Source organism: Agrobacterium sp. CNPSo 3708 (assembly GCF_028674915.1).
Lineage (GTDB): Bacteria > Pseudomonadota > Alphaproteobacteria > Rhizobiales > Rhizobiaceae > Agrobacterium > Agrobacterium cavarae.
Genome location: NZ_JAQZSF010000007.1, coordinates 197,871 through 212,349, shown reverse-complemented (window position 1 = coordinate 212,349; position 14,479 = coordinate 197,871). Strand labels below are relative to the sequence as shown.

Below are 14,479 nucleotides of genomic sequence, written 5' to 3'. Positions count from 1 at the left end.
TCGTCTATCCTTCAGCTCTTGCCGATCTTGTCCTGCGTCTTGGTGTCGAAATCGGACGCGTCGTGACGTTCATGTAGCTGTTCTGAGGGATCACCGGAAGCCTTGTTGACCATGCGGCCGCGTTTGACGGCAGGACGCTCGGCAATTTCATCGGCCCAGCGCTTCACATTCTTGTAGCTTGCTGCTTCCAGGAACACTTCCGCCTTCGGATAGGATTGTCCGCGCGCCAGGTTGCCATACCAGGGCCAGATGGCGATATCGGCGATCGAATATTCATCGCCTGCCATGTAGCGGTTTTCGGCCAAGTGACGATCGAGCACGTCCATCTGGCGCTTCGCCTCCATGGCAAAACGGTCGATGGCGTATTTGATGTGGATGGGCGCATAGGCGTAGAAGTGGCCGAAGCCGCCGCCGAAGAAGGGGGCAGAACCCATCTGCCAGAACAGCCAGTTCAGCGCTTCGGTGCGGGCCTTGTGCCCCTTCGGCAGGAAGGCGCCGAATTTTTCCGCGAGATAAAGCAGAATCGAACCGCTTTCGAAAACGCGCGTCGGTTCCGGTGTGGAATGATCGACCATGACCGGGATCTTCGAATTCGGATTGGCAGCAACGAAGCCGGAACCGAACTGGTCGCCATCGCCGATCTTGATCAGCCAGGCATCATATTCCGCGCCGGAATGGCCGGCGGCCAGAAGCTCTTCCAGCAGAATGCCGACCTTCTGACCGTTCGGTGTCGCCAGCGAGTAGAGCTGCAGCGGATGCTTTCCAACCGGCAGTTCTTTCTCATGGGTTGGCCCGGCAATCGGTCGGTTGATATTGGCAAACGCGCCGCCATTGCCCTTTTCCCACTGCCAGACCTCTGGCGGCTGATAGCCTGCGGGAAAGTTGTTTTCGGGAGACTTTTCGGTCATGAAGATCCGTCCTTATTCCAGATGTGGTTCCAGGTGGGGATGCTGTGTTTCAGCAATATAGGAAATGCAAAGCCGTTCCTCCACTCCCGCGACAGACGGAACACCAGCCTCCGGAAAAAGAACCTGCTAAGCCTTTGCGATCGCGTGGAAAAATGTTCCGCTGACAAGGCCGCGCCTTCCGCCGGATAGCCCGAGCGGCTTGCCGAGACCATCGGCAATTTCAGCGAAGGGCTGATCGGTGCCGGCGTCGATGACGCTGGCATAATGGAACTCGTGTCCGCGCAAAACATCGCCAGCCTGGCCGAGCGGGCCGGTCTCGGCAATCCTGGCCTGACGGTAGCCAAGGTTCATCTTTCGCTTGGCAAAGCTGGTGACGTGCGAGAGTAGCCCGGTCATGGCGTGCGTCACGCCGTTCGCGTCTTCCAGCGCTTCCCCCAGCACCATATAGCCTCCGCATTCCCCATGCACCGGCTTCGTCTGCGAAAAATGGGCAAGCGACGCCTTGAAGCGCGATGCGACGGCCAACTGTCCGGCGAAAAGCTCAGGATAACCGCCGGGCAACCAGCAGATATCGCAGGACGCGTCCGGGGCTTCATCGGCAAGCGGGGAGAAGGGCAGGATCTCGGCGCCAGCCTCCCGCCATTGCCGCTTCAGATGCGGATAGAGGAAGGTGAAGGCGGCGTCTTCGGCCAGTGCGATGCGCTGTCCGGGCGGGGCAATTCCCGCTTCGACCGACCCTTCGGCCAAATCGATGGGCGTTGCCAGGGCCAGGAGCTCATCGAGATCGATGGCACGCTCCATCGTATCGGCCAGTCTTTCGATATGGGCGTCGATCTCCGGGTGTTCGCTCGCCTGCACCAGACCGAGATGCCGTTCGGGCAGGGTCAGCGATGGATCGCGCATGACGCAGCCCGCCACGGGAAGGCCGATCTTTTCGATCGCCTCGGTGCAGAGCGTGCGGTGGCGTTCGCTGCCCGCACGGTTCAAAACGACGGCTGCCATCTTCACCGCCGGATCATAATGGGCAAAACCATGCGCCATGGCTGCCGCCGTTTGCGACTGGCCCGAGACATCGAGGACCAGGAGGACGGAGATGTGAAAGAGCCGCGCCAGATCAGCGGCCGAGCCGGTGCGGTTGTTGGAGACGGCAATACCATCGAAGAGGCCCATGGCGCTTTCGATCAGCAAGAGGTCTGCACCGTCGGCCTGTTGGGTCAGAAGATGACGCAGCAGATCCGGCTGCATCGCCCAGCTGTCCAGGTTGAGGCCGGGCGTACCGGTTGCGACCGCATGAAAGCCGGGATCGATGTAATCCGGTCCGGTCTTGATGCCGCGCACCTTGATGCCGCGGCGGGCAAAGGCGCGCAGCAGCCCGATGGTGACGCTGGTCTTGCCGGAGCCGGAGCGGGGCGCGCCGATGATGATGGCTTTTGCGGTCATGGCAGAATTCTAAACTCCGGGGCGCGCTTTTGATCGTGCAGTTGGTCTGTTGTTTACCGATGACGGCTCACGCTGCAAGGTCTATAGGACATTCATGGAAACGGATGGCAAAAACCTTCGGCGTGGCTGGACCACCGGCACCTGCGCTGCTGCAGCGACGAAGGCCGCCTGTCAGGCGCTTTTGACCGGGTCCTTCCCTGATCTTGTCGATGTCGAACTCCCCAACGGGTCTCGACCGGCCTTCGTTCTCGCAACGGAGGAAAAGGGCGACGGGTTCGCCCGCGCGGGCGTCGTCAAGGATGCCGGCGACGATCCGGATGTGACTCATGGCGCGCTGATCGAGAGCACGCTGCGCAGGACGGAGACGGGAAGCGGCATCAGCTTCAAGGCGGGCAAGGGCGTGGGGATTGTCACCCGCCCCGGTCTGCCGCTTTCGGTGGGAGAGCCCGCGATCAATCCCGTCCCGCGCCAGATGATGCTTGCTGCGATCCATGAGGTGGCAGGGACTGACGCCGATTTCGAAGTCGAAATCTCCGTGCGTGACGGGGAGACGCTGGCGGAAAAGACTTTGAATGGCCGTCTCGGCATTGTTGGCGGCCTCTCCATCCTCGGCACGACCGGTATCGTCATTCCCTTTTCCTGTTCGGCCTGGATCCACTCGATCTGGCGCGGGATCGATGTGGCACGGGCAGAAGGGCTTCCCCATCTGCTAGGCGCAACGGGCAATGCGTCGGAAAAGGCGGGGCAGGCCTTTTACGGGCTGCCCGAGACCGCGCTGATCGACATGGGCGACTTCATTGGCGGCATGCTCAAATATCTGAAGAGCCATCCTGTCCCCAGAGTGACGGTGGCGGGCGGAGTCGCCAAGATGACCAAGCTGGCGCAGGGCATGCTGGACGTCCATTCCAAGCGTGGGCTGGCGGATCTGGAAGCGTTGGCAAAACTTGCTGAAGACGCGGGCGCGACGAGCGAACTTCTGACCGCCATCCGCCACGCCAATATGGTGGCGCATGCCTTTCAGCTGGCCGAGGCGGCCGGGATCGATCTTGGGAATATTGTGGCGCAGCAAGCCTGGGTTACGGCTGCGGCGGCGCTTGGCCGGGACGATATCGCGCTCGATATCCTGGTCTTCGATCGTGATGGCAATCTTAAAGGGCGCACAGCGCCGACGCCATCAAATCGAGCGGCCCCCATTTCCGAGGGGCCGATCGGCTAAGTCTCGTTAAGGCACGAGGCCGAAGATAACCGCTGCGACGAAGGCAAAGCAGATGCCGACGAGCGCTGTATGGATCGATGCCTGCCAGCCGCGATGCGGCGCGGTTGACGGCGTGAAATCTCTTGCTTTTCCTGCTTTGGAATAAGACATCGCACCCTCCTGTTCGTCCAAAAATCGGTACCGCCGATCTGCGGGATAGTGACACTGAGAATATCGCTATTCTCTCGTGTTCCAGTAGAGATAAATTTCCATAAGATTGGGCTTGCGGGGAAAATACTGGTCGTGACTTGCCTCCCAACAAGGTCCGATCTACCGCATTCACGATTCCTTAACGTCCGAGCGGTGTTTCGGTTCAGTGGGTAGAAGGTGGGAAAGACGCGTGGCGGATATCGATGCGATCATCATAGGGGCGGGTGTCATTGGCCTTGCGGTCGGGAGGGCGCTCGCGCTTCAGGGCCGGTCCGTTATCGTATTGGAAAAGGAAGCCGAATTCGGCAGTGCGACCTCCTCTCGTAATAGCGAGGTTATTCATGCCGGGCTCTATTATCCGCAAGGCAGCCTGAAGGCGCGGCTTTGCGTGGAGGGGCGACAGCGGCTCTATGACTATTGCGAAAGTCATGGCGTTGCGCATCGCCGGTGCGGCAAGCTGATCGTGGCGACCACAGAGAGCGAAATTCCTCTGATCGAGGACCTGCAGCGGCGAGGTCTCGACAATGGCTGCGAGGCGCTGGATCTGATCAGCGCGTCCGAGGCCCGGCGTCTCGAACCGGCACTCTCCTGCAAGGCGGCACTGTCGTCACCCATGACCGGCATTATCGATAGCCATGGCTACATGCTGGCGCTGCTTGGCGATATGGAAGATGTGGGCGGCAGCTTGGCCTACAGGGCGCCGTTCCTGCGCGCGGTCGTGGAGGAGGATGGCTTCCGGGTCTTCGTCGGCGGGAGCGAGCCGGTGGAATTGACCTGCCGGACGCTCATCAACGCGGGAGGGCTGGTTGCGCCGCAGATTGCTGGCGCCATCGATGGACTGCCGGCGGCACATGTTCCTGAAGCCTTTTATGCCAAGGGCTCCTATTTCTCGCTGAAAGGCAGAGCGCCATTTTCACGACTCATCTATCCGGCACCCCATGCCCATGGGCTTGGCGTGCATCTGACGCTCGATATTGCCGGACAGGCGCGCTTCGGTCCGGATATCGAATGGATCGACCGTATCGATTACGCCGTCGATCCGAAACGGTCAGCGGGCTTTGACGAGGCGATCCGCCGATACTGGCCAGGTCTGCCGGATGACGCGCTCCAGCCTGCCTATTCCGGTATCAGGCCCAAGATTTCCGGACCTTCAGAGCCTGCGATGGATTTCCGCATCGACGGACCGGAGCGGCATGGCGTTTCCGGCCTCGTCAATCTTTTCGGTATCGAGAGTCCGGGGCTGACGGCATCGCTGGCAATTGCGGATGAGGTGGTTTCAAGACTGGCCGAATAGCGCGTCTCAAACCGCCACGGTAGAGTGCCGTGGGTCCGTTCGGCCGACGCTTTAGTCGCCGGTATATTGGGCATCCGTGACATGCTCCATCCAGTCCACGGCCTTGCCGTCCTTCACTTCCTGGATGGCGATATGGGTCATGGCGGTTTGTGGCGATGCGCCGTGCCAGTGCTTCTCACCAGGTGAGAACCAGACGACATCGCCAGGAGCGATCTTTTCGATCGGGCCACCTTCCCGCTGCACCAGGCCCGATCCGGAGGTGACGATCAATGTCTGACCGAGCGGATGGGTATGCAAGGAGGTGCGGGCGCCGGGTTCGAACGTCACCTGCGCGCCTTGCACGCGCTCTGCATGATGCGGATTGAACAGTGGATCGATGCGGACCGTTCCGGTGAAATAGTCGGCAGGGCCTTTGCCCGATGGTTTCGTGCCAGCGCGGGTGATTTCCATGATCATGTTCCTCGTCTTGTTGAACGCTTGAAGATCAGGCGTATTTCGACAGCGCGTCCGCCATGATGGCGCTATCGACATTGCCGCCGGATGCCACGGCGATCACGGAATCGGTTTCAAGCTCATCACCATGGAAAAGGGCGGCTGCCAGTGCCACGGCACCGCCCGGTTCCACCACGATCTTCAGGCGCTGGAAGGCAAGCACCATGGCTCGCAGCGCTTCTTCTTCGGTCACGGCTATGCCAGCACCGCAAAGGCGCTTGAGGATCGGAAAGGTGATGTTGCCGGGCTGCGGCGTGATGATCGCGTCGCAGATGGAGCCACTGAGGGCTGCGTTTCTCTCGATCTTCCCTGAGGCGAGCGAGCGCGCCACATCGTCGAAATGCTCCGGTTCTGCGGTACGAACCTTCAGGCCCGAAGCCTTGGCTTCCAAGGCAAGCGCGACACCCGATGTCAGCCCGCCGCCACCACAGCAAACCAGCACCTCTGCTTTCTCGATGCCAGCCTCCTGCGCCTGTTCGGCAATCTCCAGGCCCACCGTTCCCTGGCCGGCAATCACCAGCGGTTCGTCATAGGGGCGAATCAAGGTCAGGCCGCGTTCTTCGGACAGCGTCGCGCCGATCGCGTCACGGTCTTCATTGGCGCGATCGTAGAGCACGACCTCGGCGCCGTAGGCTTTGGTGTTTTCGATTTTGATCTTCGGTGCATCGCGCGGCATGATGATGACGGCGGGCACGCCGTGCAGGCTTGCCGCCAGTGCGACGCCCTGGGCGTGGTTGCCGGAGGAAAAGGCGATGACGCCACGCTTTCGCACCTCTGGTTCCAGTGCCGAGACCGCCGACCAGCCGCCACGAAACTTGAAAGAGCCGGTCCGCTGCAGGCATTCCGGCTTGATCAGGACCTTGCGGCCAGCAATCTCGTCAAGAAAGGGAGAAGACATCAAGGGGGTGCGGATTGCCTCGCCGTTCATACGCTGGCGGGCGGCTTCGATCATCGCAATATCGGTCATCATCGTCTCACGTCATTCCAGATGGTGCCTACCATAGGGCCAAATGCAGCGACGTGAAGCCAAAAAAATCCCCGGTCGAAGCCGGGGATTTTCGTCTCTGCCTGTTGATTAGGCCAGCGTGTAGGCCGTCTTCACCGTGGTGAAGAATTCGTTGGCGTACTTGCCCTGCTCGCGCGGGCCGAAGGAGGATGCCTTGCGGCCACCAAACGGCACGTGGAAGTCGACGCCTGCGGTCGGCAGGTTGACCATGACCATGCCGGCTTCGGCGTTGCGCTTGAAGTGCGTGGCGTGCTTCAGGCTGGTGGTGGCGATGCCGGAGGACAGGCCGAAGGGCGTGTCATTGGCAACGGCCAGAGCCTCGTCGTAATCCTTGACGCGGATGACGGAGGCGACCGGTCCGAAGATTTCCTCGCGCGAGATGCGCATGTCATTGGTGGCTTCGGTGAACAGCGTCGGCTGCAGGAAGAAGCCGGGGGTTTCGCGCTTCAGCACTTCGCCACCGAAGGCGAGCTTGGCGCCCTCCTTCTTTCCGATTTCGATATAGTCGCAATCCTGCTTCAACTGCTTTTCATCGACGACCGGTCCGACATGGGTGTCTTTCGACATCGCATTGCCGACATTGATCTTGGCCAGACGCTCGGAAAGCGCTGCCACGAACTTGTCGTGGATGCCTTCGGTGACGATGATCCGTGACGACGCGGTGCAGCGCTGTCCGGTGGAGTAGAAGCCGGAATTTGCAGCCGCTTCGACAGCAACGCCAAGGTCTGCATCATCAAGAACGACGAAGGGGTTCTTGCCGCCCATTTCCAGCTGGAACTTGCGGTTGAATGGCAGCGACGAAGCGGCAACTCGTTGGCCGGTGCCGGTGGAGCCTGTAAACGTGATGCCAGCGAGATCCGGGCTGTCGAGCATTGCCTGACCGACGACGGAACCGCGACCCATGACGAGGTTCAGAACGCCCTTCGGCAGGCCTGCGCGGTGCAGGATATCGACGATCGCCCAGGCGCAACCGGGAACGAGGTCGGCCGGCTTGAAGACGATGGTGTTGCCGTAGCAAAGCGCTGGTGCAATCTTCCAGGCCGGAATGGCAATCGGGAAGTTCCAGGGCGTGATGATGCCGATGACGCCAAGCGGTTCGCGGGTCACTTCAACGCCGATGTTCGGGCGGGCGGATGGAATGACTTCGCCTGCCAGGCGCAGTGCTTCGCCGGCAAAGAAATCGAAAATCTGGGCGGCGCGGATGGTCTCGCCGATGCCTTCGGCCAGAACCTTGCCTTCTTCGCGGGCGAGGAGCGCGCCGAGCTCTTCCTTGCGGGCGAGGATTTCATCGGCGGTCTTCTTCAGGATGGCGTGACGCTCGAGAATGCCGGAGCGCGACCAGGCCGGGAAAGCGGCCTTGGCAGCGGCAATCGCCTGCTTGGCGTCTTCAGCGGAAGCCTGTGCGTATAGGCCGACGACTTCGTTGGTGTCAGAAGGATTGATGTTCTTCGACGTTTCGGATCCGATCCATTCGCCGCCGATAAGGTTTTGGTGAATTGTCATTGGTGCACTCCCTGTAATCGCTTTAATTTTCAGTGCTCGGGCAGCGTGGGGCGAAGCCCCGCTCCTTCGCGTTGTCCGCCGCGGCAGAGCGCGCGACGAGGTCGGCGGTGACCCTATGTCATGTCATGCCATCGCGAAAGACATTCGGGCGTCTAATTGTATGATTTTTTAAGTCAGTCTTGGTGCTCGCGTTTGTTCAGTCTTTCCAGATGCAGCAATAAGCCGCTGTGGTCGATATCGGCGCCGCCATCGCCGACAAAGGCATCGAAAGCGCGGGTCACTTCTTCCGTCAGCGGCAGCGCCAGATCAAGATCCTTGGCGGTGGCAAGAACGCCGTTCAGATCCTTCAACTGGAATTTGGAGGGACCGCCGGGCACGAAGTTGCGGTTCACCATGCGCTCGCCATGCAGCTCGAGAATGCGGCTTTCGGCAAAGCCGCCACGGATGGCGTTGCGGAAACCTTCGCGTGATGCGCCACCGGCTTCGACCAGCATCATCGCTTCCGCCACCGCGCCGATGGTGATGGCGACGATCTGCTGGTTGGCGAGCTTGCACAGCTGGCCTGCACCGGATGGTCCCACATAGGTCAGGCGACCCATGGCGGAAAAGACATCGCCGAGACTTGTCACCGTTGCCTCATCGCCACCGGCCATGATTGCCAGCGTCCCGGCAGTTGCGCCAGGCACGCCGCCGGAGACCGGTGCGTCCACATGGGCAATACCAAGCGCTTTCAGCTTTTGCGAATGGTCGCGGGCGATTGGCGGGGCAATGGAACTGCTGTCGATGACGATGGCGCCTTTTTCCAGCGCCTCGGCAACACCCATGTCGAACAGCACATTGCCGACGGCATTACCATCGCTGAGCATGGTGATGACGACATCGGCCCCTTTCGCCCCGTCAGCAGGGGAAGCGGCGAGGACCGCCCCATGCTCCACCAGCGCCCGCGCTTTCTCCACACTGCGGTTCCAGACGCGCACCGTAAAGCCGGCTTTCAACAGGTTGCGGGCCATGGGCCCGCCCATCAGGCCGGTGCCGATAAAGGCGATGATGCGCGCTTGTTTGCCCGACTCCGTCATTTCAGCGAACCTCCCAGCTCGTCTTCGATATGGACCTTGATGATCTCTTCAAAATTCGTCTCGGCTGTAAAGCCCAATTCGCGGGCGCGGGTAGCCTCGAAGCCGGGTGCCCAGCCTTCGCACATGCGCATGATCATCTCATTCGGCTCGCGACGGATGAGGCTGACGGCCTTTTCGCCCGCGATCTTGCGCAGTGCCTCGATCTGCTCGCCCACCGTGGCGCTCAGTCCCGGCATGGAGAGGTTGCGGCGTGGACCAACCTTGTCGGTATCGATCGTTGCGCCGTGCAGCAGGAAGCCGACAGCCGAACGGGGCGAAGCATGCCAGTGGCGGATGGTCTCCGGCACCGGCAACACGGCTTCCTGGCCGACCAGAGGTTCACGCAAAATGTTGGAGAAGAAACCGGAGGCGGCGGCATTCGGCTTTCCGGGGCGGATGCAGATCGTCGGCAGGCGAATGCCGATGCCTTCGAAGAAACCGCGTCTCGTATAGTCGGACAGAAGCAGCTCCGAGATTGCCTTCTGCGTGCCGTAGCTGGTCAGCGGCGTGGTGTGGAAATCATCGGGGATCGGGTAAGGCAGCGGGGCGCCGAAAACGGCGATGGACGAGGTGAAGACCACCCGCGGCTTGTAGCCATCCTCACCATTGGCGATGCGGATCGCATCGAAGAGATAGCGCGTGCCATCCAGATTGATGCGATAGCCCTTGTCGAAATCGAGCTCTGCTTCGCCAGAGACGATGGCCGCGAGATGGAAGATCACGTCCGGTCTTGTGGAGACCAGCTTTTCGGCCTCGCCTGGGGCGGAAAGATCGGCGGCGCGTGCATCGACCTTACCTTTGAAGCCGGCCGGCGATTCGGGCTGAAACACATCGATTAAGGTGAATGTCTCGATGTCCCTACCGTTCAGGTTTCCTTCGCGAACGAGCCTTTCGGTCAGCTTGCGTCCTACCATTCCGGCTGCGCCGATAATCGCTACATGCATCTGGTTTCTCCTCCACCGCATTACAAAATTTGACTTGTAAGGTTGTCTGATAACCTTATATGACTGGCTTGAAAACAGTATTTTGAAAAACCGAAAAATTTAAGAGCGGAGACGCCAAAGAAGCGTCACCGCCTGGGTGGAGGCGAGGGGGCATATGCTCAAGGTTCATGCGCAATCACGCGAGGAGCTGCAGGCTTCTTTGAAGGCCGGTCTTGGCGAGGGGCTGGTTCTGACGGACGCGGCAGAAATGGTCCGCTACTGCCGCGACTGGCATGGCGATGTCTCAAGCAGTGCCGTTGCCGTCATTCGCCCACGCAATGTGGAAGACGTTGCCGCGACCGTGCGGCTCTGCGCAGAGCTTGGCCTCGCCATTGTCCCCCAGGGCGGCAATACCGGTCTCGTTCTTGGTGGCGTGCCCGATGCGCCGGATCACCAGATCGTTCTCAGCCTTGAGCGCATGAATGCGATCCGCGCCATCGATACGGATGATTTTTCCGCCGTGGTGGAGGCTGGCTGCATCCTGTCGGAATTCAAGGATGCGGTGCAGGAAAAGGGCATGTTCTTTCCGCTGTCTCTCGGCGCGCAAGGATCCTGCCGCATCGGCGGCAACGTTTCGACCAATGCCGGCGGCATCAATGTGCTGCGCTATGGGATGACGCGCGAGTTGGTGCTCGGTCTCGAAGTCGTTCTTGCGGATGGTACCATCTGGAACGGGCTGTCGACGCTTCGCAAGGACAATCGCGGCATCGATCTCAAGCAGCTTTTCATCGGCGCGGAAGGAACGCTTGGCATCATCACCGCCGTCTCGGTCAAGCTCTATCCCAACCCCGAGCATGTCGAAACCGCGCTTCTCGGATTGAACTCGCTCGATGATGCGATCAAGCTTTATCGCCGCGCGCGTCGTGAGTGCTGCGATCTGATGTCGGCTTTCGAGTTCATGCCGCCGGTCGCGTTCACGCTTGCCATGGAAGCCATTCCGGATCTGAAAATGCCGATCGCCGGCGATTATGCCGCCTATGTGCTGATGGAGATTTCAGGCTCTGGTCTGGTCGATACCAGCGATCTGATGAGCCGCTTTCTCGAAGGTGTGATGGAAGACGGGCTGGTGCTCGATGGCGTCATCGCCTCTTCGCGCGCTCAGGCGCAGTCACTCTGGATGTTCCGCGAAGGTATGAATGAAGGCCAGGCGCTGCGCGGCGCCCATATGCGCACCGATATTTCCGTGCCGCTGTCGCGTCTTGCCGAATTCGTTGCAGAAGCGGAGGCGGCACTGGCCAAGGAACTGCCGGAATGCCTGGCGGTGTCCTACGGTCATGTGGGAGACGGCAATGTGCATCTTAACGTCCTTCCGCCCAACGGCAGCACGCGTGAGGAGCGGGATCACTACATTTACAAGGCCAAGGTCATCGTCAATGCGGTGCTGGACCGTTACGCTGGCAGCATCAGTGCCGAGCACGGGATCGGCCGCTTGAAGCGCGGGGATTTTGAAAGCCGTCTCGGCCCCGTCCAGCGGGAGATGATCGAGCGGCTGAAAGCCGCCTTCGATCCGGAGCTTCGCATGAATCCCGGTTGCCAGCTTGCCCTACAAGCGGCTAGCTAGAAGAATGAAAGTGCGCCGTCCTTCGGCGTTCATGTCCACCAGGAGCCATCATGACGCTGGAGTTCAGCCAGATTCACCGCACCGATCATCTTCCTGGCCGGATCGCCGCGGAGATCGCGCGTGAGATCAATGATGGAAAGCTGAAAGCCGGCGACAAGTTGCCGACCGAGCATGCGCTGTCCAAGACGTTCGGCGTCAGCCGTTCGGTCGTGCGAGAGGCCATCGCCCAGCTTCGCAATGAGGGCGCGGTCGAAACACGTCAGGGCGTCGGGGCCTTCGTCAGCGATCCGCGTCATCGCGTATCGATCCGTATCGAGCGCTCCAAGCTGACCGATCCCGACAAATTCCGCGATCTCTTCCAGTTGCGTCTGCCGTTGGAAATCGAGGCCGCCGGTCTTGCCGCCGTCAACCGCACGCCGGAGCAGTTGAGCCGGCTGGAGGCCGCCCTCAACAATATGCGCAATGCGCCGGATTGGGACAAGGACGGTATTCCTGCCGATCTCGATTTCCATCGCACCTTGGCAGAGGCGACGCAGAACGATTATTTCTCGATGTTTCTCGGCTTTATCGCCGAGCGGATCAGCTCGGCGATAAAGGTCGCCTTTTCACGCGCAGTCTTCGGCGAAATCCTGGAAACCACCATCCAAGAGCATGTGCCAATCTATGAGGCCATTGCTGCGTCCGATGCGGCAGCCGCACGCGCCGCCATGCGCGCCCATCTGGTGGGTGCTGCAAAACGCTTGAATCTCGAGATGGAAATCTACGAATAGGCCTTTCGCGCCGGCGCGATTGGTCCTGCCCGCCACGGGCTGTGAATTTCATCGAAAATTCGGCGTCTGGCAGGCTGGACTAAGGCCTTTTCTCATACTAAGAAGATTGACGTATTCAGGTTGTCAGACATCCAGACAATATAATTGCTGTGGAGGCAGTGGTCGGATGGGCTGAAAGTGGGAGGGATCAAGCTTGGTCGAAATCAGGACTGTCGATGCTGCTGCAATTTTGCCGGAAGATCATCGGGATGCGATCCTGATCGGTCGCGTCTGGTCCAAGAGCGAAGACGGCCCATGTCCGGTCCTGTTGAAGGATGGCGTTCTCTACGATCTCTCCAGGCTTGCGCCGACCGTCTCGGAACTGCTCGAAAAGCACGATCTCGTCGAGCGTCTTTCCGACACGCTGCAGTTTGCAGCGCTCGGTGCCTTTGAAGCCTTTCTTGATGGTTCCGCCGGACAATTGCTTTCGCCAAACGATATTCAGGCCGTCAAGGCGGCCGGCGTCACCTTCGCCGACAGCATGCTGGAGCGCGTCATCGAAGAACAGGCCAAGGGCGATCCGCAGCGTGCGCAGGACATCCGCGGCCGTCTGGCTCCAGTGCTTGGCGATAGCCTCAAGGGTGTCGAGGCCGGCTCCGAAAAGGCTGCGGAGGTCAAGCGCCTGCTGCAGGAAATGGGCCTCTGGTCGCAATATCTGGAGGTCGGGATCGGCCCGGATGCGGAGATTTTCTCCAAGGCGCAACCCATGTCGTCCGTCGGCTGCGGCTCGCTGATTGGCGTTCATCCCAAGTCGCAGTGGAACAATCCTGAACCGGAAGTGGTGCTTGCCGTCACCTCCGATGGCCGCATCGTCGGCGCCGCCCTTGGCAATGACGTCAACCTGCGCGATTTCGAAGGGCGCTCCGCCCTGCTGCTGAGCAAGGCAAAGGATAACAACGCGTCCTGCTCCATCGGCCCGTTCATCCGTATTTTCGACGGCAAGTTTACACTGGACGACGTGAAGCAGGCACAGATTTCGCTGCTCGTTGAAGGCGAAGACGGGTTTACAATGACGGGCGTCAGCCCGATGCAGGCAATCAGCCGCACGCCGGAAAATCTCGTGTCGCAGCTTTTGAACCGCGATCACCAGTATCCGGATGGTGCCGTCTTCTTCCTGGGCACGATGTTTGCTCCGGTCAAGGATCGTCATGGTCCAGGTCTCGGCTTCACCCATGCCAAGGGTGACCGCGTCGAGATATCAAGCCCGCGATTGGGCAAGCTGATCAACTGGGTGGCCAGCACATCCGATTGTCCGGAATGGACCTTCGGCACGACGGCATTGATGCGCAATCTCGCAAAGCGCGGGCTTCTATAACGTCCGTCGCGGGCGAGCGATCTCGCTGACGCGACACGCATATCCACAGGCTTAAAACGTTGCGCGCGCGCCTCTTTGTGTTCGCGCCGCTTCGGATCATTCTCGGGAGGGGAAAGATGCAGAAAGTCATCAATCTTTTTTACCGCATCCTCGAGACCATTCTCGTCGCGCTTCTTGCAGGCATGGCAATCATGGTCTTCGTCAATGTGGTCATGCGCTACACCATGAATTCCGGCATCAACGTCTCGGAAGAACTGGCGCGCTATTTCTTCGTCTGGATCACCTTCATCGGTGCGGTCGTCACCTTCCGTGAAAACAGCCATATGGGCATCGAAACGCTGGTGATGTTCCTGTCGCGGCGCTGGCGCATTTTCTGCATGATCCTGTCCAACATCATCATTCTTCTATGCTCGGCGATCTTCTTCTGGGGAACGTGGAAGCAGTCCGCCATCAATGCCAGCATGCATGCGCCGGTCACCGGCCTGTCGATGATCTGGGTCTATGGTGTTGGCATGTTCACCGGCGGAATCATGTTCATCATCGCGCTCGAGCGCCTGTACCGCTTTCTGACCGGCAAGGTCCGCGAAGACGAGATTGCCGCCTTTGCCGGTGAAAATCTCACCATCGAACAGCTTTCGGAGCGCTGAC

Annotated in this window: 14 protein-coding genes; 6 read left to right on the top strand and 8 right to left on the bottom strand. The window is 60.2% G+C overall.

The window, feature by feature from the left end:
- Window positions 1-11 precede the first annotated feature (11 nt).
- Both yghU and PVA19_RS16520 read right to left on the bottom strand, forming a co-directional pair.
- Window positions 12-908: a glutathione-dependent disulfide-bond oxidoreductase gene (gene yghU / locus PVA19_RS16525; RefSeq protein ID WP_274103468.1), complete on the bottom strand. Its 897-nt coding sequence runs from the start codon at window positions 906-908 to the stop codon at window positions 12-14.
- 126 nt (window positions 909-1,034) lie between these two features.
- Window positions 1,035-2,348: a cobyrinate a,c-diamide synthase gene (locus PVA19_RS16520; RefSeq protein WP_274103466.1), complete on the bottom strand. Its 1,314-nt coding sequence runs from the start codon at window positions 2,346-2,348 to the stop codon at window positions 1,035-1,037.
- A 94-nt stretch (window positions 2,349-2,442) separates the two neighbouring features.
- Between PVA19_RS16520 and PVA19_RS16515 the strand changes: the two genes are divergently transcribed.
- Complete coding sequence (locus tag PVA19_RS16515; protein ID WP_274103465.1) at window positions 2,443-3,564, top strand: cobalt-precorrin-5B (C(1))-methyltransferase; 1,122 nt, start codon at window positions 2,443-2,445, stop codon at window positions 3,562-3,564.
- Window positions 3,565-3,570: 6 nt separating this feature from the next.
- On the opposite strand, the gene PVA19_RS16510 is transcribed toward PVA19_RS16515, so the two are convergent.
- Window positions 3,571-3,714 carry a hypothetical protein gene (locus PVA19_RS16510; RefSeq protein ID WP_165457044.1) on the bottom strand — a complete coding sequence of 48 codons (144 nt, stop codon included), beginning with the start codon at window positions 3,712-3,714 and terminating at the stop codon, window positions 3,571-3,573.
- A 229-nt stretch (window positions 3,715-3,943) separates the two neighbouring features.
- Between PVA19_RS16510 and PVA19_RS16505 the strand changes: the two genes are divergently transcribed.
- Window positions 3,944-5,047: an NAD(P)/FAD-dependent oxidoreductase gene (locus tag PVA19_RS16505; protein WP_274103464.1), complete on the top strand. Its 1,104-nt coding sequence runs from the start codon at window positions 3,944-3,946 to the stop codon at window positions 5,045-5,047.
- A 51-nt stretch (window positions 5,048-5,098) separates the two neighbouring features.
- Here the strand turns inward: PVA19_RS16505 and PVA19_RS16500 are convergent, their stop codons facing one another.
- From PVA19_RS16500 to denD, 5 genes are all read right to left on the bottom strand, one after another.
- Window positions 5,099-5,497, bottom strand: coding sequence for a (R)-mandelonitrile lyase (locus PVA19_RS16500; RefSeq protein WP_274103463.1), 399 nt, complete (start codon window positions 5,495-5,497; stop codon window positions 5,099-5,101).
- A 34-nt stretch (window positions 5,498-5,531) separates the two neighbouring features.
- On the bottom strand, window positions 5,532-6,506 hold the full coding sequence (locus PVA19_RS16495) for a threonine ammonia-lyase (protein WP_274103462.1): 975 nt from the start codon (window positions 6,504-6,506) through the stop codon (window positions 5,532-5,534).
- Between the two features lie 108 nt (window positions 6,507-6,614).
- On the bottom strand, window positions 6,615-8,048 hold the full coding sequence (locus tag PVA19_RS16490) for an aldehyde dehydrogenase family protein (protein ID WP_062424776.1): 1,434 nt from the start codon (window positions 8,046-8,048) through the stop codon (window positions 6,615-6,617).
- Between the two features lie 173 nt (window positions 8,049-8,221).
- On the bottom strand, window positions 8,222-9,124 hold the full coding sequence (locus PVA19_RS16485) for an NAD(P)-dependent oxidoreductase (RefSeq protein WP_274103461.1): 903 nt from the start codon (window positions 9,122-9,124) through the stop codon (window positions 8,222-8,224).
- Entirely contained in the window at window positions 9,121-10,107 is a 987-nt protein-coding gene (denD, locus tag PVA19_RS16480; protein ID WP_274103460.1) for a D-erythronate dehydrogenase, read from the bottom strand. Before denD ends, PVA19_RS16485 begins: the two co-directional genes overlap by 4 nt.
- A gap of 154 nt (window positions 10,108-10,261) precedes the next feature.
- Between denD and PVA19_RS16475 the strand changes: the two genes are divergently transcribed.
- The 4 genes from PVA19_RS16475 (at window position 10,262) to PVA19_RS16460 (ending at window position 14,478) form a co-directional block, all read left to right on the top strand.
- The gene (locus PVA19_RS16475) at window positions 10,262-11,707 is read left to right on the top strand and encodes an FAD-binding oxidoreductase (RefSeq protein WP_274103459.1); all 1,446 of its coding nucleotides are present in this window, start codon (window positions 10,262-10,264) and stop codon (window positions 11,705-11,707) included.
- 50 nt (window positions 11,708-11,757) lie between these two features.
- Window positions 11,758-12,477, top strand: a complete 720-nt coding sequence (locus PVA19_RS16470; RefSeq protein ID WP_062424780.1) for a FadR/GntR family transcriptional regulator — start codon at window positions 11,758-11,760, stop codon at window positions 12,475-12,477.
- Between the two features lie 193 nt (window positions 12,478-12,670).
- Window positions 12,671-13,831: a fumarylacetoacetate hydrolase family protein gene (locus PVA19_RS16465; RefSeq protein ID WP_274103458.1), complete on the top strand. Its 1,161-nt coding sequence runs from the start codon at window positions 12,671-12,673 to the stop codon at window positions 13,829-13,831.
- 116 nt (window positions 13,832-13,947) lie between these two features.
- Window positions 13,948-14,478, top strand: a complete 531-nt coding sequence (locus tag PVA19_RS16460; protein WP_062424782.1) for a TRAP transporter small permease — start codon at window positions 13,948-13,950, stop codon at window positions 14,476-14,478.
- Window position 14,479 lies beyond the last annotated feature (1 nt).

Bases quoted from the DNA above. Each gene is read 5' to 3' on its own strand.
- yghU (WP_274103468.1), bottom strand. From the start codon at position 908: ATGACCGAAAAGTCTCCCGAAAACAACTTTCCCGCAGGCTATCAGCCG.
- PVA19_RS16520 (WP_274103466.1), bottom strand. From the start codon at position 2,348: ATGACCGCAAAAGCCATCATCATCGGCGCGCCCCGCTCCGGCTCCGGC.
- PVA19_RS16515 (WP_274103465.1), top strand. From the start codon at position 2,443: ATGGAAACGGATGGCAAAAACCTTCGGCGTGGCTGGACCACCGGCACC.
- PVA19_RS16510 (WP_165457044.1), bottom strand. From the start codon at position 3,714: ATGTCTTATTCCAAAGCAGGAAAAGCAAGAGATTTCACGCCGTCAACC.
- PVA19_RS16500 (WP_274103463.1), bottom strand. From the start codon at position 5,497: ATGGAAATCACCCGCGCTGGCACGAAACCATCGGGCAAAGGCCCTGCC.
- PVA19_RS16495 (WP_274103462.1), bottom strand. From the start codon at position 6,506: ATGACCGATATTGCGATGATCGAAGCCGCCCGCCAGCGTATGAACGGC.
- PVA19_RS16490 (WP_062424776.1), bottom strand. From the start codon at position 8,048: ATGACAATTCACCAAAACCTTATCGGCGGCGAATGGATCGGATCCGAA.
- PVA19_RS16485 (WP_274103461.1), bottom strand. From the start codon at position 9,124: ATGACGGAGTCGGGCAAACAAGCGCGCATCATCGCCTTTATCGGCACC.
- denD (WP_274103460.1), bottom strand. From the start codon at position 10,107: ATGCATGTAGCGATTATCGGCGCAGCCGGAATGGTAGGACGCAAGCTG.
- PVA19_RS16475 (WP_274103459.1), top strand. From the start codon at position 10,262: ATGCTCAAGGTTCATGCGCAATCACGCGAGGAGCTGCAGGCTTCTTTG.
- PVA19_RS16470 (WP_062424780.1), top strand. From the start codon at position 11,758: ATGACGCTGGAGTTCAGCCAGATTCACCGCACCGATCATCTTCCTGGC.
- PVA19_RS16460 (WP_062424782.1), top strand. From the start codon at position 13,948: ATGCAGAAAGTCATCAATCTTTTTTACCGCATCCTCGAGACCATTCTC.